The organism is Rhodoferax sp. (genome assembly GCF_025354435.1).
GTDB lineage: Bacteria > Pseudomonadota > Gammaproteobacteria > Burkholderiales > Burkholderiaceae_C > Rhodoferax_B.
The window spans coordinates 1-25,964 of record NZ_JANXMU010000087.1 but is presented as its reverse complement, the minus strand read 5'-3'; the positions used below and the strand labels follow the sequence as shown (position 1 = coordinate 25,964).

The 25,964-nt window shown below is 62.8% G+C and carries 24 protein-coding genes; 10 read left to right on the top strand and 14 right to left on the bottom strand.

Annotation, left to right across the window (positions count from 1 at the left end; translation table 11 throughout):
- Positions 1–38 precede the first annotated feature (38 nt).
- Positions 39–1,094: a LacI family DNA-binding transcriptional regulator gene (locus tag Q0T48_RS21610; RefSeq protein ID WP_295961031.1), complete on the top strand. Its 1,056-nt coding sequence runs from the start codon at positions 39–41 to the stop codon at positions 1,092–1,094.
- A gap of 93 nt (positions 1,095–1,187) precedes the next feature.
- On the opposite strand, the gene Q0T48_RS21605 is transcribed toward Q0T48_RS21610, so the two are convergent.
- Positions 1,188–1,817, bottom strand: a complete 630-nt coding sequence (locus Q0T48_RS21605) for a LysE family transporter (RefSeq protein ID WP_295961028.1) — start codon at positions 1,815–1,817, stop codon at positions 1,188–1,190.
- Positions 1,818–2,105: 288 nt separating this feature from the next.
- On the opposite strand from Q0T48_RS21605, the gene Q0T48_RS21600 reads away from it, so the two are divergent.
- The 9 genes from Q0T48_RS21600 (at position 2,106) to Q0T48_RS21560 (ending at position 11,735) form a co-directional block, all read left to right on the top strand.
- Positions 2,106–2,978, top strand: coding sequence for a transketolase (locus Q0T48_RS21600; protein ID WP_295961025.1), 873 nt, complete (start codon positions 2,106–2,108; stop codon positions 2,976–2,978).
- Positions 2,975–3,937, top strand: a complete 963-nt coding sequence (locus Q0T48_RS21595) for a transketolase C-terminal domain-containing protein (protein ID WP_295961023.1) — start codon at positions 2,975–2,977, stop codon at positions 3,935–3,937. The genes Q0T48_RS21600 and Q0T48_RS21595 overlap by 4 nt, the downstream gene beginning before the upstream one ends.
- A gap of 3 nt (positions 3,938–3,940) precedes the next feature.
- Entirely contained in the window at positions 3,941–5,398 is a 1,458-nt protein-coding gene (locus Q0T48_RS21590) for an FGGY family carbohydrate kinase (protein ID WP_295961020.1), read from the top strand.
- 142 nt (positions 5,399–5,540) lie between these two features.
- A complete protein-coding gene (locus Q0T48_RS21585) occupies positions 5,541–6,458 on the top strand; it encodes an ABC transporter permease (protein WP_295961019.1) in 918 nt (305 codons plus the stop codon).
- Positions 6,459–6,603: 145 nt separating this feature from the next.
- Positions 6,604–7,533: a sugar ABC transporter substrate-binding protein gene (locus tag Q0T48_RS21580; protein WP_295961017.1), complete on the top strand. Its 930-nt coding sequence runs from the start codon at positions 6,604–6,606 to the stop codon at positions 7,531–7,533.
- A gap of 34 nt (positions 7,534–7,567) precedes the next feature.
- Entirely contained in the window at positions 7,568–9,097 is a 1,530-nt protein-coding gene (locus tag Q0T48_RS21575; RefSeq protein WP_295961015.1) for a sugar ABC transporter ATP-binding protein, read from the top strand.
- Positions 9,098–9,121: 24 nt separating this feature from the next.
- Positions 9,122–10,102 (top strand): sugar-binding domain-containing protein, encoded by a 981-nt coding sequence (locus Q0T48_RS21570; RefSeq protein WP_295961013.1) that lies wholly within the window; start codon positions 9,122–9,124, stop codon positions 10,100–10,102.
- Between the two features lie 43 nt (positions 10,103–10,145).
- A complete protein-coding gene (locus Q0T48_RS21565) occupies positions 10,146–10,910 on the top strand; it encodes an SDR family oxidoreductase (RefSeq protein WP_295961011.1) in 765 nt (254 codons plus the stop codon).
- A gap of 39 nt (positions 10,911–10,949) precedes the next feature.
- Entirely contained in the window at positions 10,950–11,735 is a 786-nt protein-coding gene (locus Q0T48_RS21560) for an SDR family oxidoreductase (protein ID WP_295961009.1), read from the top strand.
- Between the two features lie 2 nt (positions 11,736–11,737).
- Here Q0T48_RS21560 and Q0T48_RS21555 read toward each other — a convergent pair whose 3' ends face one another.
- The 13 genes from Q0T48_RS21555 to gyrA all read right to left on the bottom strand — a co-directional run bounded on the left by Q0T48_RS21555 (position 11,738) and on the right by gyrA (position 25,839).
- Positions 11,738–11,881 carry a DUF1993 family protein gene (locus tag Q0T48_RS21555; RefSeq protein ID WP_295961007.1) on the bottom strand — a complete coding sequence of 48 codons (144 nt, stop codon included), beginning with the start codon at positions 11,879–11,881 and terminating at the stop codon, positions 11,738–11,740.
- A complete protein-coding gene (locus Q0T48_RS21550) occupies positions 11,862–12,221 on the bottom strand; it encodes a DUF1993 family protein (RefSeq protein WP_295961005.1) in 360 nt (119 codons plus the stop codon). The genes Q0T48_RS21555 and Q0T48_RS21550 overlap by 20 nt, the downstream gene beginning before the upstream one ends.
- Before the next feature lie 3 nt (positions 12,222–12,224).
- A complete protein-coding gene (gene rfaD, locus Q0T48_RS21545; protein ID WP_295961003.1) occupies positions 12,225–13,217 on the bottom strand; it encodes an ADP-glyceromanno-heptose 6-epimerase in 993 nt (330 codons plus the stop codon).
- Positions 13,214–14,167, bottom strand: coding sequence for a D-glycero-beta-D-manno-heptose-7-phosphate kinase (rfaE1, locus tag Q0T48_RS21540; RefSeq protein WP_295961002.1), 954 nt, complete (start codon positions 14,165–14,167; stop codon positions 13,214–13,216). Before rfaE1 ends, rfaD begins: the two co-directional genes overlap by 4 nt.
- The gene (lapB, locus tag Q0T48_RS21535; RefSeq protein ID WP_295961001.1) at positions 14,164–15,306 is read right to left on the bottom strand and encodes a lipopolysaccharide assembly protein LapB; all 1,143 of its coding nucleotides are present in this window, start codon (positions 15,304–15,306) and stop codon (positions 14,164–14,166) included. Before lapB ends, rfaE1 begins: the two co-directional genes overlap by 4 nt.
- Positions 15,296–15,604, bottom strand: a complete 309-nt coding sequence (locus Q0T48_RS21530) for a lipopolysaccharide assembly LapA domain-containing protein (protein ID WP_295960999.1) — start codon at positions 15,602–15,604, stop codon at positions 15,296–15,298. Before Q0T48_RS21530 ends, lapB begins: the two co-directional genes overlap by 11 nt.
- Positions 15,605–15,646: 42 nt before the next feature.
- A complete protein-coding gene (locus tag Q0T48_RS21525; protein ID WP_295960997.1) occupies positions 15,647–15,970 on the bottom strand; it encodes an integration host factor subunit beta in 324 nt (107 codons plus the stop codon).
- Positions 15,971–16,115: 145 nt separating this feature from the next.
- On the bottom strand, positions 16,116–17,798 hold the full coding sequence (gene rpsA / locus Q0T48_RS21520) for a 30S ribosomal protein S1 (protein WP_092761519.1): 1,683 nt from the start codon (positions 17,796–17,798) through the stop codon (positions 16,116–16,118).
- Positions 17,799–17,948: 150 nt separating this feature from the next.
- Complete coding sequence (locus Q0T48_RS21515; protein WP_295960993.1) at positions 17,949–19,970, bottom strand: bifunctional 3-phosphoshikimate 1-carboxyvinyltransferase/cytidylate kinase; 2,022 nt, start codon at positions 19,968–19,970, stop codon at positions 17,949–17,951.
- A gap of 10 nt (positions 19,971–19,980) precedes the next feature.
- Positions 19,981–20,859 carry a prephenate dehydrogenase/arogenate dehydrogenase family protein gene (locus tag Q0T48_RS21510; protein WP_295960992.1) on the bottom strand — a complete coding sequence of 293 codons (879 nt, stop codon included), beginning with the start codon at positions 20,857–20,859 and terminating at the stop codon, positions 19,981–19,983.
- 11 nt (positions 20,860–20,870) lie between these two features.
- Entirely contained in the window at positions 20,871–21,977 is a 1,107-nt protein-coding gene (gene pheA, locus Q0T48_RS21505; protein WP_295960990.1) for a prephenate dehydratase, read from the bottom strand.
- A 3-nt stretch (positions 21,978–21,980) separates the two neighbouring features.
- Positions 21,981–23,087 (bottom strand): 3-phosphoserine/phosphohydroxythreonine transaminase, encoded by a 1,107-nt coding sequence (serC, locus tag Q0T48_RS21500; protein WP_295960988.1) that lies wholly within the window; start codon positions 23,085–23,087, stop codon positions 21,981–21,983.
- Positions 23,088–23,166: 79 nt separating this feature from the next.
- Positions 23,167–25,839 (bottom strand): DNA gyrase subunit A, encoded by a 2,673-nt coding sequence (gene gyrA, locus Q0T48_RS21495; protein ID WP_295960985.1) that lies wholly within the window; start codon positions 25,837–25,839, stop codon positions 23,167–23,169.
- Between the last annotated feature and the right edge of the window lie 125 nt (positions 25,840–25,964).

Genomic DNA, 25,964 nt, shown 5'->3' with positions numbered 1-25,964 from the left:
ACCGTATCGGCTACGATGCCAACCACATGACTTCTTCCTTGAAATCCCCACCCACCAGCAACGAGGTCGCGCGCCGTGCCGGTGTGTCGCGTACCACCGTGTCTTTCGTGCTGAACAATGTGCGCGACCAGGGCATCAGCGAAGCCACCCGCGAGAAGGTACTGGCCGCCGCGCGCGACATCGGCTACGAGCCCAATGCCGCTGCGCGCACGCTGGCGGGCGGCTCTACCAGCACAGTGGCCCTGGTCATCCCCAAGGCCGCGCACCTGTATGTGGACGTGTTTTTGGCGCAGCTGGTAGCCAGCATCAACGAACAGTGCCACCAGCATGGCCTGAAGATGCTGATCGAGTCCAGCGACGACGAGGGCCGCGAACCCGGGGCCTTTGTGGACCTGGTGCGCAGCCGCCGTATCGACGGATTGATCGTGGTCAACCCCAGCGAAGCAGGCCGCCAGTACCTGGCCAGCATTGCCGACGCGGGCATCCCCCTGGTGGTGTTCGGCACCGGCCTGCCGGACATGGGGCGCTACCACACCACCGGCAACGACACCTCGGTGGCCGCCAAGATGCTGGTCAACCACCTGGTCGGCCTGGGCCATACCCAGATCGCCTTCGTCAACTTCGCCCAGCCCGAGTACCTGGCCGTCAACGAGCGCGAGCGCGGCTGGCGCGAAGCCATGGCCGACCACGGCCTGCCCATCGATCCCGCCTGGTGCGCCTACGCCGACATCAGCGCCGCCAGCGGCTACCGCGCCACACAGGAGCTGTTGGCCCGCAAAGTGCCGTTTACCGCGCTGTTTGCGGGCAATGACACCATCGCCTTTGGCGCCATCAAGGCGCTCAAGGAAGCGGGTTTACGGGTACCAGAGGACATCGCTCTGGTGGGCTACGACGACATCCCGATGGCCGAGTTCGCCTCGTCCCCGCTGACCACCGTGCGCACCGACACCATCGGCCTGTGCCGCGAGGCCATGGCCATGCTGCTGGCCCTGCTGCGCCGCGAGCCCGTGCCACAGGTGCTCTACCCGGAGCGGCCGGTGGAACTTGTGGTGCGCGAGTCCTGCGGTGCGCAGCTGGCCAAGGCCAAAAATTAGGCGTTAAAAGTGTCTTTAGTGTATATAAAGCCTACACTAGTAGCTATATATTAAATAGCACGCAGTGCGTGGATGCTGTATTTGGCTGCGCGGCTACTGCGATGAAGATAGCAATAGCTTGATGCCCAGAAGCCCCAGCACCACCCCCGTCACCCGGTCAATCGCAGTCTTGGCCCGCAAATAGGTTTGCCGTGGCCGGGCCGACGACAGGGCCAACGCCACCAGCAGGTACCAGCTGCCTTCCAGTACAAACACGCTGGGCGGCAGGGCCAGGCTCAGCGCCAGCGACGGCGTATGCGGCAACAGCGCCGCGAAGATCACGCCATACACCACCGCAGCCTTGGGGTTGCTGACCATGGTGCCCGCGCCAATCAAGAAGTGCCGCCGCACACCGGCCTGGGTGAGCGGGCCCGCATCGGCCAGCACCAGCGGTGTCTTGGTACCTTGCCAGATCTTGAAGCCCAGGTACAGCAGGTACACGCCGCCTACCAGCTTCAGCGCCCAGTAGGCCAGGGGCACCTGCTGCAACAAGGCGTGCAGCCCCAGCAAGGCCACCACGCTCAGCACACAGGCACCAGCCGCCATGCCCACGGCAGAAGCCACCCCGGCCTGGCGCGAGCTGCCAATGGCCGTGCGCGCCACCAGCACAAAACTGGGGCCAGGGCTGATCACGCCAATGAACAACACGGCCAGGATGCTGGCGAGAGTGGTGAAAGTTTCCATAGCAAAATATTCCGAATGAAATTGGCATCTAGCGCAATAGCTACTTACACAAGTAGCTATAAATTATGCAGCAATAAATATAAAGACTGCTGCCAATGCCATGGACTTGCCGCACCGCACGGTAGCGCTGGGTGGGTCGTTATACCTCTGCTGGGCCTGCGCGTAATGCCATCCCGGTGAAAACCCTGATACGCATTTTTTCCGGCATTCCTATAATTAAAACTATAAATTCACACATGAATAAATATGCAAAAAAATCTGACAACGGACCCGGCCCAAGCGCTTAGCGTGGACCTCCAGCACGTCGAAGCCTGGCAACAGCGCCGTGCACACTGGGCGCTAGCCTCTGCATCGGAGCAAGCTGCCTTGTTGGCCGAGGCCAGCCGCGGCACCCGGCGCCAAGTGCTGCACATGATCCATGCGGCGGGCCTGGGCCATATCGGCGGCGATTTTTCGGTGACAGATATCCTGGCCACGCTATTCGAGGCGGTGCTGCGCATCGACCCGGCCCAGCCCCAGTGGGCCGACCGTGACCGTTTCATCCTGAGCAAAGGGCACTGCGCGGCGGCCTTGTACTCCACGCTGGCGGCCTGCGGGTTTTTCTCGCCCGATCGGCTGCAGCATTTCGTGGCCGACCTGTCACCCCTGAATGGCCACCCCAACAGGCAAAAGATACCGGGTGTGGAAACCAATACCGGCCCGCTGGGCCATGGTTTGCCGGTGGCCGTGGGTTGCGCCACTGCGGCGCAGATTGCCAAAAAAGATTGGCGTACCTTTGTGGTGCTGGGCGATGGCGAGCTGCAAGAGGGCAGCAACTGGGAGGCTGCCATGTGCGCTGCCCACCGGGGCCTGGGCTCGCTGACCGCCGTGGTGGACTGCAACCGCCTGCAGCAAGGTGCCAGCACCGCCGACACCAATGAACTGGAGCCGCTGGCCGACAAGTGGGCCGCATTTGGCTGGGACGTGGTGACGGTGGACGGCCACAACCACGCCGAGCTGCTGGCCGCGTTGACCACGCCCCATCCGCAGCGCCCGCGCTTCGTGATCGCCAACACCATCAAGGGCAAAGGCGTTTCTTTTATGGAAAACGGCGTGGAATGGCACCACAAGGTGCCTAGCACCGCCCAGTATGAAGCCGCGTTGAAGGAGTTGGCCGCATGAGCAAAGAAGACAACAGCGCCGCAGGCACGTTCGATTGCCGCCAGGCGTTTGCCGATGAGTTGACCGCCATGGCCCGCCTGGACCCGCGCATCGTTGCCGTGTGCAACGACTCGGTGGGTTCCAGCAACCTGGGGGCTTTCAGAAAAGAGTTTCCCGACCGCCTGGTGAATGTGGGCATTGCCGAGCAGAACATGGTGGGCGTGGCCGCGGGCCTGGCCAATGGCGGGTTTGTACCCTTCGTGTGTGCCGCGTCGCCCTTTTTGACGGGCCGGGCACTGGAGCAGATCAAGGCCGACATCGCGTATTCCAACTTCCAGGTGGCCTTGTGCGGCATGAGCCCCGGCATGGCCTATGGCGAGCTGGGCCCCACCCACCATTCGATCGAAGATCTGGCCTGGATGCGGGCGATTGGTGACCTGCCGGTGGTAGTGCCAGCCGACCCGGCGGAGACGCGTGCGGCGATGCGCTGGTTTGTGGCCTCGGGTGGCCCGGCCTTTCTGCGCATTGGTCGCTACAAAGTGCCTGCGGTGCTACCGGACGACCATGTGTTCGCCCTGGGCAAGTCGGTCACCTTGCGCGACGGCTCGGATGTGGCGCTGATCGCCATCGGCACCATGGTGTCGCGGGCCCTGGAAGCGGCCGAACTACTGGGCCGCGAGGGGATTGCGGCTCGGGTCATCAATGCCTCGTCGGTGAAGCCGCTGGATACCGATGCCGTGCTGCGCGCCGCGCGAGAAACCGGCGCAATCGTGACGGTGGAGGAGGGCATAGTGACCGGTGGTCTGGGCGGTGCCGTGGCCGAACTGGTGGTGCAACACCACCCGGTGCCGGTGCGCATCATGGGCGTGCCCGGCTTTGCGCCCACGGGCAGCACCACATTTTTATTGCAGCATTTCGGCCTGACCGCCGAGGGCATTGCACAACAAGCGCGCGCCCTGGTGGCCGCCCGCAAAGGCTGATCCATGGCAGCGCACCTTCTTGCCATCGACCAGGGCACCAGCGCCACCAAATGCATTTTGGTGGATGCGTCGGGCCGCATGGTGGCCAAAGCGACGGCACCGCTGTCGGAGTACTTGCCGCAGCCTGGCTGGGTCGAGCAGGATGCCGAGGAAATCTGGCAAAGCGTGCAGCAGGCCGTGGATGCGTGTCTGGCGCAGCAGCCGGGCGTGCAAGTGGTCGGTGTGGGGATCAGCACGCAGCGCGAATCGGCCGTGGTGTGGCGGCGCAGCGATGGCCGTGCCGTCACCCCCTTGCTGAGCTGGCAAGACCAGCGCACGGTGGCCTTGCGCGACCGTTTGCACACCGATGCGGTGGAGTCCATGGTGCGCACGCGCTCGGGCCTGCCGCTGGACCCGATGTTTTCGGCCCTCAAACTCGGCTGGCTGCTGGATGCATTTGATCCGCAGCGCCAGATGGCCCGCTCGGGCCAATGGTGCGCAGGCACGGTGGATGCCTATTTGCTCAATCGCCTGGGGGCCGAGGGTGTGACCGAGGTGGGCAATGCATCGCGCACCCAACTGCTGAATGTGCATACCGGGGACTGGGATACGGGTTTGCTGGAGCTGTTTGGCGTACCGCGCCAACTGCTGCCGCGGGTGCTGCCGTCACGCGGGCATTTTGCGCAGGCGGATGCCTTGCACCCGGCTTTACGCGGCGTGCCGGTGTTGTCGGTGATGGCCGATTCGCATGCGGCGCTGTTTGCCCATGGCGGTTTTGCTCCGGGCCAGGTCAAGGCGACCTTGGGTACGGGTTCCTCGGTCATGGCCTTGACGCACAGCGGGGGGGCGCACCATCCCGGCCTGTGCCTGACCATCGCCTGGGATGCAGGCCAGGGGCCGGTGCAGGCGCTGGAGGGCAATATCCGCGCCGCCGGGGCCACCCTCCGCTGGTTGGCCGATGTGTTCGAAATACCGCTGGACGAGGCGTTGGACATTGCATCCCGCAGCGACAGCCATGGCGTGTGTCTGGTGCCGGGCTTTAACGGGCTGGGCGCACCCTGGTGGGATACGCAGGCCACAGGTTTGGTTAGCGGGCTGACGCTGAGCGCGGGCAAGTCGGCGCTGCTGGCGGCCGGGCTGGAGTCCATCGCGCACCAGGTGGCGGATGTGGTGGCGGCCATGGACCAGAGCGTGGCCGGTATCCACAAACTGTATCTGGACGGTGGCCCCTCGCGCAACCCGCGCTTGCTGGACATGCTGTCGGCCTATACCGCCCGTCCGGTGGTGCAGTGCGCCGACCCGGAGTTGTCGGCCCTGGGCGTAGCCCATCTGGCGGGTTTGCAGGCGGGGGTCTGGGATATAGCCGCGCTCCAGGCACTGCCGCGCCAGCAAAGCGATGTGCTGGCCGGTACACCTGCGGAACCAGTGGCCTTGAGCCGCCAGCGCTGGGCCTTGGCGGTGGCGCGCGCGCGGCTGCATTGAGCCGTCTTTTTCACACGAACTGACACGCATTCTTCACGCATTTTTCGGAGGCATCTTGGTGACCCCTACTTCTTCTTCTGTGCCCACAGCACAGCCTCGCGCAGAGGCAACGCGCTCCCCCAGGCACTGGGTCAAAACGCTGGTGGACCACGGGCCCGAGCTGAGCCTGCTGGTGCTGTGCGTGGCCTTGTCGCTGGCGACCGACACCTTTTTCTCGTTTCGCAACCTGCTGAATGTGCTGGACCAGCTCACGGTGCTGGGCATCATGGCGCTGGGCATGACGGCCGTGATCGTGATTGGCGGCATTGATTTGTCGGTGGGCTCGGTGCTGGCCCTGTCAATGATGGGAATGGGCTGGTTGTCCAACACCATGGGGGTGCCGATGCCTCTGGCCATGGCGGCGGCGCTGGCTATTGGCGCACTGTGCGGGCTGGGGTCGGGCTTGCTGGTGACGCATGCGCGCCTGCCGGCATTTATTGCCACCCTGGCCACCATGTCGATTTGCCGGGGGCTGGCGAACATGGTCACGGACGGCTCGCAGATCGTGGGCTACCCGGAGTGGTTTTCGGCGATGTCGATCAACCGCAACTTCGGTTTCCTGTCGGTTACGGTGGCGCTGTTCATTGTGTTGACCATCGTGGCGGGCATTTTCATGAAGTACCGCGCGGCAGGGCGTGCGCTGTATGCTATTGGTGGCAGCGCCGAAGTGGCGCGCCTGGCCGGGATCCCGGTGCGCAAGGTGACCCTGGTGGTCTACACCATGTGTGGCGTGCTGTCGGGCCTGGCCGGGGTGGTGATGTCCACGCGTCTGGATTCGTCCCAACCCAGCGGCGGCATGGGCTACGAGCTGGACACGATTGCGGCCGTTGTGATTGGTGGTGCCAGCCTGTCGGGCGGCGTGGGCAGCATCTGGGGCACGCTGATGGGTGTGCTGACCATCGGCGTGCTGCGCAATGGACTGAACCTGCTGGGCGTGTCGCCTTTTGTGCAGCAGGTGGTGATTGGCGGGGTCATTATTTTGGCGGTGGCGGTGGACTCCAACAAGCGCCGCATTGGCTGACCGTTCCCATTTAACCAAGCCGCACACAGCATAGGAGGGCCTCCGCACGCCATTCAACACATTCTTAACCCTTTTGCGGCCCATCGCAGGTGGTAGGCCGTGGCGTAACCAAGCGCCAGCACACAACAAATATTTAGGAGCAAACATGTTTAATTTGAAGCAACTTATCGTCGCCGCAGGCGTGGCCGCCATGCTGGCATCCCCTGCCGCTTATGCGCAGGAAAAGAAGATCGGGCTGGCGGTCGCCAATCTGCAGGCCGAATTCTTCAACATGATCAAACAGTCCGTCGAAGCCTATGGCAAAGAAAAAGGTTACAAAGTGATTACGGTCGACGCCAAGGGCGATGCGACCACCCAGGTCAACCAGATCCAGGATCTGATCACCCAGAAGATTGATGCGCTGATCTACATCCCTGCAGGTGCCACAGCCGCAGCTGTACCGGTAAAGGCCGCCCGCGCCGCAGGCATCCCGGTGATCAACGTGGACCGCCAAGCCGATGGCGCGCCAGGCGATACCTTTATCCGCGGCGAGTCCATCATGGCGACCAAGGATCTGGGCGAATGGGTCTGCGAGAAAACCGGTGGCAAGGGCAATGCCGTGATCATCCACGGCCAGCGCGGCACCACCCCTGAAGTGGACCGCACCAAGGGCTTCAAGGCCGGTCTGGAGAAATGCCCTGGCGTGAAAGTGACGCAAGAGCAGTGGACCGAACGTTGGTCGGCCGATGAAGGCGTGAAGATTGCCCAGGACATGCTTCAGCGTGACCCGTCGATCAATGTCATTTTCGGCCAGGCCGATGGGATTGCCCTGGGCGCTTCGCAGGCCGTCAAGCTGGCCAAGTTGCCGCAAAAAATATGGGTGCTGGGTTATGACGGCGATGTTGGTGGCTTGAAAGCGGTGCAAAGCGGTTCTCTGGATGCCACTGCCACGCAGCAGACCTTTGCCATGGGCCGCATGGCCGTGGATGCCGCGACCAGCCTGATTGCAGGCAAGTCCGTGACCAAGGACCAGCCCACCGAGGCGCAGGTCACCACCAAGGCCAATGTGGAGCAGTTCCTCAAGGCCCACCCTTAATCGCTGCAAGCTTCCCCACACCACCCGTACGCCCATGAAAACTGCTACTTCGCCGATGGACAGGTCTCTTGCACCGAACACCCCAGGTTTGGTCTTGCGCAATATCGGCAAGACCTATGGCACGACAACGGTGCTGCGGGGTGTCAATCTGGAGGTGCGTCCTGGCGAACTGGTGGCTTTGCTGGGGGAAAACGGCGCGGGTAAGTCCACGCTGTCGTCGGTGATTGCCGGGGTGGTGGCACCGGACGCGGGCGCGTCTATGCTGTGGCAAGGCCAACCCTATGCGCCGCAGGCTCCAGCGGACGCGCTGCATGTGGGTATTGGCCTGATCCACCAGGAAATGCGGCTGCTGCCCGAGCTGACGATTGCGGAGAACATTTTTGTTGGCCGTCTGCCCATGAAGGGTGGTCGTCTGGACACGGCGGGCATGGTGGCACGGGCCCAGGTGCAGCTGGAGCGGCTGGGTCTGGATGTGTCGGCGACGCAAAAAGTGGGCACGCTCAGCGTGGCCGCCCAGCAGCAGGTGGAAATTGCCAAGGCGCTGACCTTGGATGCCCGGCTGCTGATTCTGGACGAGCCCACGGCGGCGCTGGGGGACAAAGAAACCGACCGCTTGTTCGAGCAAATCCACCGCCTGAAAGCCGAGGGTGTTTCGTTTATTTACGTGAGCCACCGGCTGGCCGAGATTGCCCGCATTGCCGACCGCATCCTGGTGCTGCGCGACGGTGCACAGGTGGCGACGCACGATACGGCGCAAGTGCCGACCGGGCAATTGGTGCGCGAGATGGTGGGGCGCAGCGTAGACCGGTTGTTTCCCGCCATTCCCCTGCCCGACGCGGCGGCACCTGTGGCCCTGGCTGTGCGCAATTTGTCCGCTTTCAATGGGCGATTCAAGAACATTTCATTTGAGGTGCAGGCCGGCGAGGTGCTGGGCTTTGCCGGTATCGTGGGTGCGGGGCGCACCGAGCTGATGCGGGCGGTGGCGGGCATTGACCCGATTGCCCAGGGCACGGTGGAGATCGATGGCAAGGCGGTCGTTTTACGTGGCCCCATGGATGCCATCCGCGAGCATCTGGTGCTGGTGCCAGACGATCGCAAGGCACTGGGGCTGGTGCTGCCGCACAGCATCGCCGACAACCTGGCTTACAACAATCTCGACCGTGTGGCCCCCAATGGCTGGTTGAAGCCTTCCCGTACCCGGGATTTTGCGCAGAAACTGATCCAGCGTCTGGGTGTGAAGGGGCAACCCAACCAACCCGCGGGCAGCATGTCGGGCGGCAACCAGCAAAAAGTGGTGATTGCCAAGTGGGTGGCACATGACCCGAAAGTCATCATCCTGGACGAGCCCACCCGTGGCATCGACGTGGGTGCGCGGGCTGCCATCTACGAGGTGATTGCGGAACTGGCGCGTGGCGGCATGGCCGTGGTGGTGGTGAGTTCTGACCTGGACGAGGTGTTGGGTTTGGCCCACCGCGTGGTGGTGCTGGCCCGGGGCGAAAGCCAGGGCACGCTGACGCGCGCCGAAGCCACCCCCGCACGGGTTATGGAGCTGGCCGTGGCCTGAAGGGCGTATGGATAATTCCCCGCCATGGCAAAACATCAATATGGCTCACACGACCTGCAGCGTCTCATCACACGGATTGCCAGCATGTACTACCAACGCGGCATCGGGCAGCCGCGCATTGCCGAGCAACTCGGCCTGTCGCAGACGCGGGTGTCTCGCCTGCTCAAGCAAGCCGAGGAGCTGGGCATTGTGCGTATCACTGTCCACGTGCCCGAAGGCGTGCACGCCGACCTGGAAGAGCGGCTGGAGCTGCACTACGGGCTGGACGAAGTCATCGTTGTCGAGGCCGAAGAGGCCGATGTCGCCGACGATGAGCGAACCAATCTGGCCCTGGCCGGCCCCACAGCCAAGTACCTGGAGCTGATGGTGCCTACCTTTGCCAACATTGGTGTGTCGTCCTGGAGCTCTAGTTTGCTGGCGGCGGTGAACGTCATGCGCCCTGCGGGGCCGGGCCAGACGCGCAGCATTGTCCAGGTACTGGGCGGTGTGGGCTTTGCGGGCGCGCAGGTGTTTGCCACCCGGTTGACAGAGCGCCTGGCGCAGTTGTCCAAGGCCGATGCCATCTTTATGAATGCGCCGGGCGTGGTCAGCAGTGTGGCTGCCAAAAATGCCATGCTGACCGACCCTACATGTCGCCAGGCCCTGGAGCGGTTTGACGATTTGTCCGCCTTGCTGCTGGGGGTGGGGGCGATTCCGCCGTCGCGCATGCTGCGCGAAAGCGGCAATGTATTTACCGAGCAAGACCTGTCCGACCTGCGGGATGCGGGTGCGGTGGGCGATGTCTGCATGCAGTTTTTTGATGCCCAGGGCAAGCATGTGACCACGCCGTTTGGCGAACGGGTGCTGGGCATTGGCATTGAACAGATCCGCCGCACCCGCCGCCGCATTGGCGTGGCGGGCGGGGCCCGCAAGCTGGATGCGATCCGTGCCGCCTTGCGCGGCGGTTGGCTCACCACCTTGATTACCGATTTACACACGGCCCAGCACCTGCTGGACCACCCTTAATACACCGGCTTCTGGGGCCGGTATTGACTGCAAAGGAAACTTTATGGATTTGTTTCAGTTGAATGGCGAAGTCGCCTTCGTTACCGGTGCCGGAAGCGGCATTGGCCAGCGTATCGCTGTGGGTTTGGCGCAGGCCGGGGCCGACGTAGCTTGTTTTGACCTAGTCGGCAGCGTCGGCCTAGCGAACACGGTAGAGCGTATCCAGGCACTTGGCCGACGCGCCTTGGCCCTGGAAGGCAGCGTGACCCAGGCGGCGGATCTGGCGGCGGCAGTGGCCGCCACCGAACGGGATTTGGGTGCTTTGGCGGTGTCGGTCAATTGCGCAGGCATTGCCAATGCCACGGCGGCCGAAGACATGCCGCAGGAGCAGTGGCAACGCATGATGCAGGTGAACGTCGAAGGCGTGTTTCTGTCCTGCCAGGCCCAGGCCCGCGTGATGCTGCCGCGCCGCCGTGGCAGCATCATCAATATCGCTTCTATGTCGGGCAGCATCGTCAACCGCGGCTTGCTGCAGGCGCATTACAACAGCTCCAAGGCGGCGGTCATCCACCTCAGCAAGAGCCTGGCGATGGAGTGGAGCGACCGTGGCCTGCGGGTCAACAGCATCAGCCCCGGCTACACCATGACCCCCATGAACGCACGCCCGGAAGTGGCCGAGCAATGCAAGGTTTTTGAGCGCGATACGCCGATGGGCCGGATGGCGACGGTGGATGAAATGGTGGGCCCGGCAGTGTTCCTGGCCAGCAAGGCCGCATCGTTCTGCACCGGCGTGGACCTGATCGTGGATGGCGGATTTGTTTGCTGGTAGGCCATTGCCTGCCGCTTCTCTAACTTCAAGAGCCTGACTATGTCCAAAATATTTCAAGACAAAGTGGTTGTGGTGACCGGCGGTAGCCGGGGCATTGGCAAAGCGATTGCAGAGCGCTTCGGCCGCGAGGGGGCGCGTGTCTGCGTCGCCGCCAATGAGCCGCTGGTGCATGAAACTGCGCAAGGGCTGCGCGATGCCGGTGTCCAGGCTATCTCGGTGGTGGTGGATGTGACAGACCGGGCCCAGGTCCAAGCGATGTATGCGCGGGTGGCGCAGGAACTGGGCGAGGTGGATGTATCCGTGCAAAACGCCGGTGTCATCACGGTGGCCCGCCTGGAGGATTTGACGGAAGCCGAGTGGGACAAGGTCCTGGCGGTGAACACCAAAGGCGTGTTTCTTTGCTGCCAGGAAGCTGCAGTTCGCATGCGTGCGGCGGGTAAGAAGGGGCACCTCATCAATACAGCCTCGGGCCAGGCCCGCCAAGGCTTTATCTTCACCCCGCACTATGCGGCCAGTAAATTTGGCGTGGTGGGTATCACCCAGAGCCTGGCCAAGGAACTGGCCAAAACGGGTATCACGGTAAATGCGTTCTGTCCCGGCATCATCACCACCGACATGTGGGCTTACAACGATGCGGCCTGGGGCAAGCTGTTGGGGGACTACCAGCCCGGTGAGCTGATGGCGGAATGGGTGGATGCCATCCCGATGGGCCGTGCGGGTACCGGCGAGGATGTGGCGGGCCTGGTTAGCTTCTTCGCTTCAGACGATGCAGCCTATATCACCGGCCAGACCGTCAATGTGGACGGTGGCATGTTCATGTCCTGATTTCAGTACTGGTGCCAGCCGTCAAAGTCTGCCTTGCCCAGTGGTACGCCTTGCTGGCGCAGCAGGGCGTAGGCGCTGGTGAGGTGGAAAAAGAAGTTGGGTAGGGCGTATTGCGATAGAAAAGCTTCACCCGGCAAAGCCACCATGGCCTGGCCCGCCTGGTCGGTGCACAGGTGCCTGGCGCCATCTGCCATCTGCCATCTGGGCCGGGGTTAATTCCGCCAGAAACGTCTGGGCACGGTGGATGCGGGCTTGCAGGTCGGCATAAGAGGCGCTGCCTTGGCCAAACGGTGGCACCGGCAGCCCGGCCAGGGGGGCGCAGGCACGCAGGCTGAACTGGGTGGCGATGTCGATCTGCAGCCCCAGCGGCAGCATGTCGGGCACCAGCCGGGCCTGCAGGTCGCAGCCCTGGGCCGCACCCGCATCCACCATCCGGGCCAGTTGGCCGAGGTAGCGCTGGAAGACGGGGACCGAGGCGGCGTACATGGCTCAGCCTTGCAACAAGGTCTGCACGTAGCGCGTCACCCCCGTGTGCACGTCGGCAAACGCGTGGTCGCAGCCGGTGCTACGCAGGGCCGTCAGGTCGGCCTGGGTGTAGCACTGGTATTTGCCGCGCAGCGCGACGGGGAAGGGCACGTATTCGAGCAGGCCGGTGCTGGCGGCCTCTGCTAGGCTGGCAGGCTGGCTGTGCAGGGCATTCACGACAGCGTGGGCGATGTCGTTGAAGGGCTGGGCCTTACCGGTACCCAGGTTGAAAATGCCGGACTTTTCCGGGTGGTCAAAGAACCACAGGTTCACCGCCACCACGTCGTCGATGAACACAAAGTCGCGCATCTGCCCGCCCTGCGGGTAGCCGCCGTACTCGCCAAACAGCTTGACCTTGCCGTCTGCCTTGAACTGGTTGAACTGGTGGAACGCTACGCTGGCCATGCGGCCCTTGTGCTGCTCGCGCGGGCCGTAGACGTTGAAGTAGCGGAAACCCACCACCTGGTGCGGGTTGCGGTCGAACCCGCTGCCGCAGAGCAGGCGCATGCGCTGGTCGAACAGCAGCTTGGAGTAGCCGTAGACGTTGAGCGGGCGCTCGAACTCGGGCGTTTCGACAAACGATGCCGAGCCGCCGTAGGTGGCTGCCGACGAGGCGTACAGCAGGCGCGTGCCCTGGGCGTGGCAGGCATCGAACAGTTTGCAGGACAGCGTGTAGTTGTTGTCCATCATGTACTTGCCGTTCATTTCCATGGTGTCGCTGCAAGCGCCCTCGTGGAACACGGCCTCGACCTTGCCGTAGCCACCTTGGGCAAAGCGGTCGTAGAAGCTGTCGGCATCCACGTAGTCGGCGATCTGCAGGTCGGCCAAGTTGCGGTATTTGTCGCCCTGGGTCAGGTCATCCACCGCAATGATGTCGGTGATGCCGCGTGCGTTCAGGCCTTTGACGAGGTTGCTGCCAATGAAGCCAGCGGCTCCGGTGACGACGATGCGGGTCATGGGGTTTCCTTGGTGAAAAGTTCGTCATAGCTGACGGTGGCGGTGCCGAATTTGCCCACCACCACGCTGCCCGCCCGGTTGGCCAGCGGCATGGCTTCGCGCAGGCTTAGGCCCGCGGCCACCAGGGCGGCCATGGTGGCGATCACCGTGTCGCCCGCGCCGGTCACGTCAAACACTTCCAGGGCCTGGGCGCTGGCGTGCAGCTCGCCGGCGTCGTCATACAGCGTCATGCCTTCTTCGCTGCGGGTGACCAGCAGGGCTTCCAGCTTCAATTCCTTGCGCAGGTTTTGCGCCTTGGTGCGCAGCTGCTCCTCGCTGCTCCAACTGCCCACCACTTGCTGCAGCTCGGCGCGGTTGGGGGTGATGACACTGGCCTGGCTGTAGCGCGAATAGTCGCTTCCCTTGGGGTCGATCAAAATCTTTTTGCCGCTGGCCAGGGCCAGGGCAATCATGTCGCCCACATGGGCCAGCCCGCCCTTACCGTAGTCGGAAAACAGCACCGCCTGGTGTGTGGGCAGCAGGGTGGCGAAGGTAGCAGACTGCGAGGCCAGGATTTCGCTCTTGGGCGTGTTCTCGAAGTCGAGCCGTAGCAGCTGCTGCTGCCGACCAATCACGCGCAGCTTGACGGTGGTTTGCAGCTCCGCGTCGCGGCCAAAGTAGGGCCGGATGCCGGTCTGGGAGACCAGCTTTTCCAGCTTGTGGCTGGCATCGTCGTCGCCCACCACGGTCAGCAAGGAGGCCTGCGCGCCCAGCGACACGATGTTGTATGCCACATTGGCCGACGCGCCCATGCGCTCTTCTTCACGCGTGACGCGCACCACCGGCACCGGCGCTTCGGGGCTGATGCGGTCCACCGCGCCGTACCAGTAGCGGTCCAGCATGGCATCGCCGACCACCAGCACCTGGGCCTGGGCCATTTGGTCGCGGGAAAGAGTAGATAGTTTTGTCATAGTTCTTCTACGCGTCTTGCGGGGTAACTGTCCCAGGCCTGGCAGCCGGGGCATTGCCAAAAATGCTGTTTCGCCTCAAACCCGCAGGCGGCGCAGCGGTAGCGCTTCAAGGGGTTGGCGGCGTGGTCCAGGGCGCGCTGGATCTGGGGGTGGAACTCTTCATGCTCCAGCTTTTCCCCGGCAATCCAGCGGGCGGCGGCCACCAGGGATTGTTCGCGCTCCAGGTGCTGGATGTAGCGCATGCGCACGTCGGCCATGGGGGTGCCACTGCGCAGTTGCAGGGTCAGGATGGCTTCCAGCACATCCAGCGAGGCGCTGTGGGCGTAGCTGGCCTCTAGTAGCGCCAGGGCCGGGTCGGTGAGCCCGGCGGCGGTGGCGATGGTGGCCATCCGCTCTGCTACCAAAGGTATAGCTGCTGGCGCCGATTCAGCAAGCGCTACCAGGGTTTTAAACGCCTCATCCAGCTGGCCTGCCTGGTGCTGCAGGATGGCCAGGTCGATGCGCGGGCGGGCGGCCTGGGGGGCGACGGCGATAGCTTTTTCCAGCAGCCCCTGGGCGGCTTCGGGCTGGGCGGCGGCCTGTTCGCACAGGTAGTGCGACTGGCGGCCGCTGAAGCTGCCCTGGCCTGCAGATTCGAGCTTGTGGGCAATTTCGGACGCATCGAGCCAATCGCGCGAGCGTTCGTAGATGGACAGCAGGGCCAGGCGGCTTTGGGCTTCGTAGGCCGTGCCTTCAAGCTTGCGCAGGGCTTCCTCGGCGCGGTCGAGCAAACCGGCTTTCAAAAAGTCTTGCGCCAGAGCGTGTTGGGAGCGGTCGCGGTCGGAGGCGCTGAGGTCGCCGCGCGACAGCAGGTGTTCGTGCACGCGCACGGCGCGCTCGGTTTCGCCCCGGCGGCGGAACAGGTTGCCCAGGGCGAAGTGCAGCTCCGAGGTGTCGGGGTCTTTTTGCACGGCCTCGATGAAGGCATCGATGGCCTTGTCCTGCTGCTCGTTGAGCAGGTAGTTCAGGCCCTTGAAATAGGCCTTGGGGGCCAGGCGGTTGTCCAGGCGCAGCTGCCGAAAGTCCCAACGCGATGCCAGCCAGCCCAGTACAAAGGCAATCGGCAGGCCCAGCAAAATCCAACTGAGGTCAAAGTCCATGGGGTGGGGCGATGGGTTCCGTGCGGGGAGTGTCGGGGCTAGCGGGTGGCGGCAACGGCTGTTGTGCCTTTTTAGCAACCACGCGGTGCTTCCACCAGCGCGGCACCATACCCAGGATGCCCATGGCCAGTCCGGCGGCAAAGGCCGTCAGGATCAGCAGCACCATGGGCGCGCGCCATTGCGTGCCAAAGAAGAAATGCACTACCGCGTCTTGCTGGTTGTTTAGTGCAAATGCAAACAGGGTAAAAAAAATGGCTGCCTTAAGTAACCACTTAAGCAGCCGGACCAGATTCTTCATGGGTGTCCTCCATCGTCTGGGCATTCTAGCGATGCAAAAACCTCATTCGCGGGATTCGCGCAGTTCACGGGCCTCGATCTCGGCGGTGTGCAGGTCTACGGCTTCGCGCAGGGCTTTGCCGGGCTTGAAGTGGGGTACGCGCTTTTCGGGAATGGCCACGCTCTCGCCGCTGCGCGGGTTGCGGCCCATGCGCGGCGGGCGGCGGTTGATGGAGAAGCTGCCAAAGCCACGGATCTCGACCCGGTGCCCGCGCACCAGCGCATCCCCTACGGCATCCAGGATGGTCTTCACGGCGTGCTCGGCATCGCGGTGGGTCAGCTGGCTGAATCGGGCGGCCAGTTCTTCAACAAGGTCGGATCGGGTCATGGAAGGGGTATGGTTTCAAAAGGACTTGCGCAATGCACCCCGTGGATGGAGAACCTTGCGCAAACCCTGTTGGGTTATAAATAAAGCCGACCCGCTCGCCCCTGCGAGTCGGATCGGCTTGGCACTAGCCTAGATCAGCAACAAATTAATTGTTGTTATCCAGCTTGGCGCGCAGCAAAGCGCCCAGGCTGGTGGTGCCAGCGTTTTCGCGGGCCGAAGCTTGGCTCAGTGCAGCCATGGCTTCACCTTGGTCGGCAGCGTCCTTGGCCTTGATCGACAACTGGATGTTGCGGGTCTTGCGATCCACATTGACCACCACAGCGGTAACTTCGTCGCCTTCTTTCAGCACGTTACGTGCGTCTTCAACGCGGTCACGGCTGATTTCGGAAGCGCGCAGGTAACCGATGATGTCTTCACCCAGGTCGATTTCAGCGCCACGGGCATCCACGGTCTTGACCTTGCCGGTCACGATCTGGCCCTTGTCGTTGATGGTGGTGAAGGTGGTGAACGGATCGCTGTCGAGCTGTTTGATGCCCAAAGAGATGCGTTCGCGGTCCACGTCCACGGCCAACACGATGGCTTCGACTTCTTGGCCCTTCTTGTAGTTACGCACGGCGGCTTCGCCGGTTTCGTTCCACGAGAGGTCAGACAAATGCACCAGGCCGTCGATACCGGCAGCCAGACCCACGAACACGCCGAAGTCGGTGATCGACTTGATCGGGCCCTTGACGCGGTCGCCACGCTTGGTGTCTTGCGCGAATTCTTGCCATGGGTTGGCCTTGCACTGCTTCATGCCCAGGCTGATGCGGCGCTTGTCTTCGTCGATTTCCAGAACCATGACTTCGACTTCGTCGCCCAGCGAAACCAGCTTGGCGGGAGCGATGTTCTTGTTGGTCCAGTCCATTTCGGAAACGTGCACCAAGCCTTCGATGCCGGGTTCGAGTTCCACGAATGCACCGTAGTCGGCGATGTTGGTGATCTTGCCGAACAGACGGGTCGATTGTGGGTAGCGGCGGTTCACGCCCATCCATGGGTCGTCGCCCATTTGCTTCAGACCCAAGGACACACGGTTCTTTTCGGTGTCGAACTTGAGGATCTTGGCGGTGATTTCCTGACCAGCCGTCACCACTTCCGATGGGTGACGCACACGGCGCCATGCCATGTCGGTGATGTGCAGCAGGCCGTCAATGCCGCCCAGGTCCACGAACGCACCGTATTCGGTGATGTTCTTGACTACGCCGTGCACCACGGAACCTTCTTTCAGGGTTTCCATCAGTTTGGCGCGTTCTTCGCCCATCGACGCTTCGACCACAGCGCGGCGCGACAACACGACGTTGTTGCGCTTGCGGTCGAGCTTGATGACCTTGAATTCCATGGTCTTGTTCTCGTAGGGAGACAAGTCCTTGATGGGGCGGGTGTCGATCAGCGAACCGGGCAAGAATGCGCGGATGCCGTTGACCAGAACGGTCAGACCGCCCTTGACCTTGCCGGAGGTGGTGCCGGTAACGAATTCGCCGGATTCCAGGGATTTCTCCAGGGACATCCAGGAAGCCAGGCGTTTGGCGGTGTCACGGCTGACGATGGTGTCGCCGTAGCCGTTTTCGATCGCGACGATGGCAACCGAAATGAATTCGCCAACTTGGACTTCAACTTCGCCCTTGTCGGTCTTGAACTCTTCCAGCGGCACGTAGGCTTCGGATTTGAGGCCAGCGTTCACGACCACAAAGCTGTGTTCGATACGGATGACTTCGGCGGTGACGACTTCACCAATGCGCGTTTCCGTGCGGGTTAGCGATTCGGCAAAGAGGTCTGCAAATGATTCTGACATGGTTTTCCTAGTCCACAGCACAGGGTTGGCGGGTGCGGAATTGCACCTGCGTGAGGTTCTGGTGTGGCGGTTTGGCGGTCGAGGGACCACCGGGGTTACAGGGTTAAAAACCACTCGGCTGAAGCAGCAGAGTGGGCTGGTGCCGTTGGGTTATTTCAAACCAAACGGCTGCTTGCTTTGCCACCAGTCCAACACCTGGTCTACCGATGTTTCGATCGACATGTCAGAGTTGTCCAGCAGCAAGGCATCTTGTGCGGGCTTGAGTGGCGCAGCGACACGGGAAGAGTCCCGTGCGTCGCGCGCTTCCAAGTCATCGCGAAGGTCTTCGAGTGTAGTCGAAATTCCCTTTGAAATCAACTGCTCATACCGCCGCTCTGCACGTTTGGCGGCGGTGGCGGTCAGGTACACCTTCAAAGGGGCATCGGGGAAGATCACGGTGCCCATGTCGCGACCGTCGGCCACCAGTCCGGGCAGCCGCCGAAAGCTGTGCTGCAGGGCCACCAAGGCCAGCCGGACTGCGGGCAGGGCGGAGACTTTGGAGGCGTTCATTCCGGCTTCTTCGGTGCGGATGGCTTCCGACACGTCGGAGTCGCCGAGCCAGACCTTACCGTCCACAAAACGCACCGGCAGGGTTTGGGCCAGGGTGGCAATTGCGGCTTCGTCGGTGGTGGAAATGACCAGGCCTGCACGCAAGGCGGCCAGCGCGGTGATGCGGTACATCGCACCCGAGTCCAGAAAGTGGTAGCCCAGGCGAGCGGCCAGTGCGGCGGCCACCGTGCCTTTACCCGAGGCGGTGGGGCCGTCGATGCACAGCACAGGGATGTGGGCGGTAGCGGTGTGCGACAGCGCCAGCAAGGCCTCGAAGTAGTCGGGGAAGGTTTTGGCGACGCATTTCGGGTCTTCGATGCGCACCGGCAATTGGGCCGGGTTGAAGGCCGCGAGCGAGAAGCACATGGCCACCCGGTGGTCGTCGTAGGTGTGGATGCTGGCGGCTTTCCAATCGTAAACGGTCGCAGGCGGGGTAATGCGGAGGTAGTCCGCGCCTTCGTTCACCGTAGCCCCCAGTTTGCGCAGTTCGGTGGCCATGGCTGCGATACGGTCGGTTTCCTTGACGCGCCAGCTGGCGATGTTGCGCAGCGTGGTGCTGCCGTCGGCGTATAGCGCCATCACCGCCAGGGTCATGGCGGCATCGGGAATGTGGTTGCAGTCGAGGTCAATGGCTTTGAGCGGCCAGGTGCCCCGGCTAATTTCGAGCCAGTTCGGGCCGCTGGCGACCTGAGCGCCCATCTGCTCGGCCGCTTCGACAAAGCGGATATCGCCCTGGATGGACGCGGCACCCACACCTTCGATTCGAATCTTTGAGTCAAAAGTGCCAGTAGTGCTCGTAGCCACTGCGCCTAGTGCTATGAAATAGCTAGCGGACGAGGCGTCGGCCTCCACATGGATGTCGCCGGGCGACTGGTAGCGGCTGCCAGCCGGAATGGTGAAGCGGGCCCAGCCATCGCGTTGCACCGTGATGCCAAAGCGTGCCAGCAGGTTCAGCGTGATCTCGATGTAGGGCTTGGATATCAGCTCGCCCACCACGTCAATGACTACGTCTTGCTGGGCGACCAGCGGCAGGGCCATCAGCAGGGCGGTCAGGAACTGGCTGGACACATCGCCGCGTACGCGAATGGGCGCGTCCAGCTTCAGTTGGGGTTGGCCAATGCGCAGGGGCGGGTAGCCGTCTTGCCCGGTGTAGTCGATCTGGCAGCCGAGCTGGCGCAGGGCATCGACCAAGTCGCCAATGGGGCGCTCGTGCATGCGCGGTACGCCGTGCAGGCTGAAGTCGCCGCCCAACACGGCTAGCGCAGCGGTGAGCGGGCGGATGGCGGTGCCCGCGTTGCCCATGAACAGATCGGCCTGCGAAGCCGTCAATTGCCCGGCCAGCCCGTCGATCTCTACCGTGTTGCCATTCACGTGGTTGTGGCGGATGCCACAGCCCAGCGTGGCCAGCGCGGCCAGCATGACCTTGGTGTCGTCGGAATCCAACAGGTCGTGCACGCGGGTGGTGCCACCGCTCAGGGCGGCCAGCAGCAGTACGCGGTTAGAGATGCTTTTGGAGCCTGGCAGCACGACGGTGCCACTGGCGCTGTCGAGGGGGGGGAGGTCGAGAAAAGGGGTGGCAAACATCAGATGGAAATCAGATCTTGGGTTTCAAGGAGGCCATGCTCCAGTCGGCGCGGCTGTCGCTGGCGTGCTCCAGCATTTGCACCAGGCCGTCCACGTTGTTGCTGGTGAGCATGCTTTCCATGGTTTGCAGTGTTTTTTGGAAAATCTGCGACTGGGCCAGGACTTCCTCTTTGTTAGCCAGCAACACGTCGCGCCACATGTGCGGGTCGGATGCGGCGATGCGGGTGAAGTCGCGAAAACCCGGACCGGCCAGGGCCAGATATTCCTGCCCCTGCGGCTGGCTGACCAGGCCGTGCATCATGGCAAAGGCGATCAGGTGCGGCAGGTGGCTGACGGCGGCAAACGCCGCATCGTGCGATTCGGGGGTCATTTGCAGCACATTGCAGCCCAGCGCCGCCCATACCGCCTGGGCTTGGGCCAACTGGGCGGGCAGGGTGCGTTCGATGGGGGTCAGGATGACGTTTTTACCGCTGTACAGCAGCGGATCGGCAAACTCCACGCCGGACACCTCTTTTCCGGTGATCGGGTGGGCGGGCACAAAGGAGCCGACCTGCTCGCGCAGCGCCCGGCGGGCGGCATCCACCACATCGCGCTTGGTGGAGCCCACGTCCATCACCAGGGTGTTGGGGGTGATCAGGTGCTTGATGGCCTTGAAGGTGTTTTCGGTGGCGGCCACCGGCACGGCCAGTAGCACGATGTCGGCACCTGACACGGCCAGCAGGGCCGAGGGGGCTTCGATGTCGATCACGCCGAGTTGGCGGGCCTTGCTGGTGGTGGAGGGCGACTTGCTGTAGCCTACTACGCGTTTCACCAGCCCGGCGTTTTTCATCGCCAGCGCAAACGAGCCACCCATCAGGCCGCAGCCTATCAGTCCGAGTTGTTCAAACATGGGCGCTGCTTTCAGGAGCCGACCGGGTAGGTGCCCAGTACCTTGAAGAAGGCGCACAGCGCGCGCAACTCTTGCAGCGCCTTGGCCACGTGGGGCTGCGAAGGGTGACCGTCCAGGTCGATGTAGAAGTAGTAGTCCCACTGGCCGGTGCGGGCGGGGCGGGATTCAAAGCGGGTCATGGACACGCCGTTGGTTTTCAGCGGCACCAGCAAATCGTGCATGGCACCCGGTTTGTTGGGCACCGACACCACCAGGCTGGTGCAGTCCTTGCCCGACGCGGGCGGCGTGGCCAGGGTCTGCGGCAGGCAGATGACGGCGAAGCGGGTGCGGTTGTAGGCATCGTCCTGTACCGCATGGGCCACGATGTGCAGGCCAAACTGGGAGGCGGCACGTTCGCTGGCCAGCGCGGCCCAGGCCGGATTCGTAGCTGCCAGGCGTGCGCCTTCGGCATTGCTGGACACGGCACGGCGCTCGGCGTGGGGCAGGTGCTGGGTCAGCCAGGCCTGGCACTGGGCCAGCGCCTGGGGGTGGGCCATGACCACGTCGATGTTGTCGCGTGAATTGGTTTGGCGCAGCAGGTTGTGCCGCACCAGCAGGCTAACTTCGCCCACCACATGCACCGGCGAGTGCAGGAATAGATCAAGCGAGCGGGCCACCACGCCTTCGGTGGAGTTCTCGATCGCGACCACGCCGTACTGCACTGTGCCGGCGGCGGTGGCGTGGAAGACTTCGTCGAAATTGGCGCAGTACAGGAGTTCGGCGGCGCTGCCAAAGAATTCGATGGCGGCTTGTTCGGTAAAGGTGCCTTCTGGGCCGAGCACGGCCACGCGCTGGGGTGCTTCCAGCGCCAGGCAGGCCGACATGATTTCGCGCCAGACGGCGGCCACATGCTGGTTTTTTAGCGGGCCAGGGTTGGACCGCTGGATTTTTTCGATCACCTGGGCCACGCGGTCGGGCCGGAAGAAGGGCGAGCCTTCGCGGCGCTTGATGTCGCCGACCTTTTCGGCCACTTCGGCACGGTGGTTCAGCAGGGTCAGCAGATCCTGGTCGATTTTGTCGATCTTGACCCGCAGGTCGGCCAGATCAGGGGTGGCGGTGGGCGGTGTTGCGGCAGTCATGGATCAGGCCTGGCTCTTTTCAAATGCGTGCATGTAGTCCACCAGCGCCTGTACACCCGCCAGCGGCATGGCGTTGTAGATGCTGGCCCGCATGCCGCCGACCGACTTGTGGCCCTTGAGCTGAAGCAAGCCGCGTGCCTTGGCACCTTCTAAGAATGCGTCGTTGCGGCTCTCGTCGCGCAGAAAGAAGGGCACGTTCATGCGCGAACGGCAGTCTGCATCCACCTTGTTGAAGTACAGCTGCGACTGGTCGATGGCGCGGTACAACAGCTCGGCCTTGGCGATGTTGCGGTGCTCCATCGCGGCAATGCCATGCAGATCACCTTCGGTTTGGTGTTTGAGCCACTGGAAGGTCAGTCCGGCGATGTAGATGGCGTAGGTGGGCGGCGTGTTGTACATCGACTGGTTGTCGGCCACCGTCTCGTAGTTGAAGGCGCTGGGGCAGACATCCAGGGCGTGGCCCAGCAGATCTTCGCGCACCACCACGACGGTCAGGCCGGCGGGGCCGAGGTTTTTTTGTGCGCCGCCAAAGGCCAGGCCGACCTTGCTCCAGTCCATGCCGCGCGAGGCCACGTGGGACGAGAAATCGACTACCAGTGGGGCTTTGCTGCCCAGAGCCTGTAGATCCGGCAGGGTTTGGAATTCCACGCCGTCGATGGTTTCATTGCCGCAGATGTGCACGTAGCGGGCATCGGCGCTCAGATTCCAGCTGGCCGGGTCGGGCAGGCGGGTGTAGCCGGTGGTTTCAGTGCTGGCGGCCGTCTGCACGCTGGCGTATTTGCGCGCCTCTTTTTGCGACTTCTGGCTCCAACTGCCGGTGACCACGCAATCGACCTTGCCGCCACGCGACAAATTCAGCGGCACGATGGCGTTTTCGCCCAGGCCACCGCCTTGCATGAACAGAATTTTGAACTCGGGCGGCACGGCCATCAAGGCGCGGAAGTCGGCCTTGGTTTGTGCGTAGATCGACAGGAATTCTTTGCCCCGGTGGCTCATTTCCATCACGCCCATGCCGCTGCCGTGCCAGTCCAGCATTTCGGCGGCGGCCTGGGTCAGGACTTCTTCAGGAATAGCGGCAGGGCCAGCGGAAAAATTGAAGGGGCGTGTCATGCAATTTCTTAAGGTTTTTAGGCCTCTAGCGCAGATTCCACCTGCGCTAGGTGCTACTAAATTGAGAGTATTGGCGGTTTTACGCTTCGGGGGTGCCGGGGGGTGTGTCGTCGGTGCCTGCATCGTCGCCGGTCTCACCCGCCTCATCCGCTTCGGTGGCGGCCACGATGGCATCGTTTTCCACAATCCGCTGCAGACCGCTGAGCTTGGAGCCTTCGTCCAGGCCGATCAGGGTCACGCCCTGGGTGGCACGGCCGAGTTCGCGGATTTCGCTGACGCGGGTGCGCACCAGCACGCCCTTGTCGGTAATCAGCATGATCTCGTCGTCGGCATGCACCAGGGTGGCGGCTACCACGCGGCCATTACGCTCACTTTGTTGAATGGCGATCATGCCCTTGGTGCCACGGCCATGGCGGGTGTATTCGGTGATGCTGGTGCGTTTGCCGTAGCCGTTCAGGGTGGCGGTAAGCACACTTTGCAGCTCGTCTTCGGCGACCAGCATGGCGATCACGCCCTGGCCTTCTTCCAGCATCATGCCGCGCACGCCGCGGGCGTTGCGGCCCATGGGGCGCACATCGTTTTCGTCAAAGCGCACGGCTTTGCCGCCGTCGCTGAACAGCATCACGTCGTGCTTGCCGTCGGTGAGGGCTGCGCCGATCAGGAAGTCGCCCGGGTCCAGGTCCACGGCGATGATGCCGGCCTTGCGTGGGTTGCTGAAGTCGGTCAGCGGGGTCTTTTTGACCGTGCCCATGCTGGTGGCCATGAAGACGTACTGGTCGGCAGGGAAGCTGCGCTTCTCACCGGTCAGGGCCAGCACGACGTTGATTTTTTCGCCTTCTTGCAGCGGGAACATGTTGACGATGGGGCGACCACGCGAGCCGCGCGAACCCTGTGGCACTTCCCAAACCTTCAGCCAGTACAGGCGGCCGCGGTTGCTGAAGCACAAGATGTAGTCGTGCGTGTTGGCAATGAAGAGCTGGTCGACCCAGTCGTCTTCTTTGGTGGCCGTGGCCTGCTTGCCGCGCCCGCCACGCTTTTGTGCCCGGTATTCGCTCAAAGGCTGGCTCTTGATATAGCCGCTGTGGGATAGCGTGACCACCATGTCGGTAGGGGTGATCAGGTCTTCGGTGCTGAGGTCGAACGCACTGTATTCCACCTGGCTGCGGCGTGCGCCCAGTTTGGTCTGGCCGAATTCCAGCTTGATGGCGGTGAGTTCTTCGCCAATGATGGCCGATACGCGCTCAGGCTTGGCCAGGATGTCCAGGAAGTCTTCGATCTCGGACATCACCTCTTTGTATTCGGCGACGATCTTGTCCTGCTCCAGCCCGGTCAGGCGTTGCAGACGCATCTGCAAAATTTCTTGCGCCTGCACTTCGGACAGGCGGTACAGGCCGTCGCTGCCCATGCCGAGTTCTTTTTCCAGGCCGTCGGGGCGGTAGTCGTCTACGTTGACCATACCGCCGTCGGCACGGGTGCGGGTGAGCATTTCGCGCACCAGTTTGCTGTCCCACGGGCGGGCCATCAGCTCGACCTTGGCCACTGGCGGCGTGGGGGCGTTGCGAATGATGGCGATGAAGTCGTCAATGTTCGCCAGCGCGACCGCCAGGCCTTCCAGCACATGACCGCGTTCGCGGGCCTTGCGCAGGTTGAATATGGTGCGGCGGGTCACTACCTCGCGGCGGTGCTCCAGGAAGACCTCGATCAGATCCTTTAGGTTGCACAGCTTGGGCTGGCCGTTGACCAGCGCCACCATGTTCATGCCGAAGGTGTCTTGCAGCTGGGTCTGCTTGTACAAATTGTTCAACACCACCTCGGGTACTTCGCCACGCTTGAGTTCGATCACCAGACGCATGCCGGACTTGTCGGACTCGTCCTGGATATGGCTGATGCCTTCGATCTTCTTCTCATGCACCAGCTCGGCCATGCGCTCTTGCAGGGTCTTCTTGTTGCACTGGTAGGGCAGTTCGTCGACGATGATGGCCTGGCGCTGGCCTTTGTCGATGTCTTCAAAGTGCACCTTGGCGCGCATCACCACGCGGCCACGGCCGGTGCGGTAGCCGTCTTTCACGCCATTGATGCCGTAGATGATGCCGGCCGTGGGGAAGTCGGGCGCGGGGATGATCTCCATCAGTTCGTCCACCGTAGCTTGCGGATTGCGCAGCAGGTGCAGGCAGCCGTCGACCACTTCGTTCAGGTTGTGCGGCGGGATGTTGGTGGCCATACCCACAGCAATGCCGGAGGAGCCGTTAATTAATAGATTAGGGAAGCGCGCGGGCATGACTAGCGGCTCTTGTTCGCTGCCGTCGTAATTGGGGCCGAAATCGACGGTTTCTTTGTCTAGGTCGGCCAGCAACTCGTGCGCGATCTTGGACATGCGGATTTCGGTGTACCGCATGGCGGCGGCGTTGTCGCCATCCACCGAACCGAAGTTGCCCTGGCCATCGACCAGCATATGGCGCAGGGAGAAGTCCTGCGCCATCCGAACGATGGTCTCATACACCGCGCTATCGCCGTGGGGGTGGTACTTACCAATCACGTCGCCCACGATACGGGCCGACTTCTTATAGGCACGGTTCCAGTCGTTATTGAGCTCGTGCATGGCAAATAGCACGCGCCGGTGCACCGGCTTGAGACCGTCACGCGCATCAGGGAGGGCGCGGCCCACAATCACGCTCATCGCGTAATCAAGGTAGCTCCGGCGCATTTCCTCTTCAAGACTGATGGGCAGGGTTTCTTTGGCGAACTGGGTCATGGGGTAATCTGTGCTGTGTCTGGGACAACCGGTGATTCTACGGCCCACAGGATGTCGCATGACGGCAACAATTTTGCGCAATGCGGACTTTTGCCCCTGTTTACCTCAACCGACTGGCTTGAATG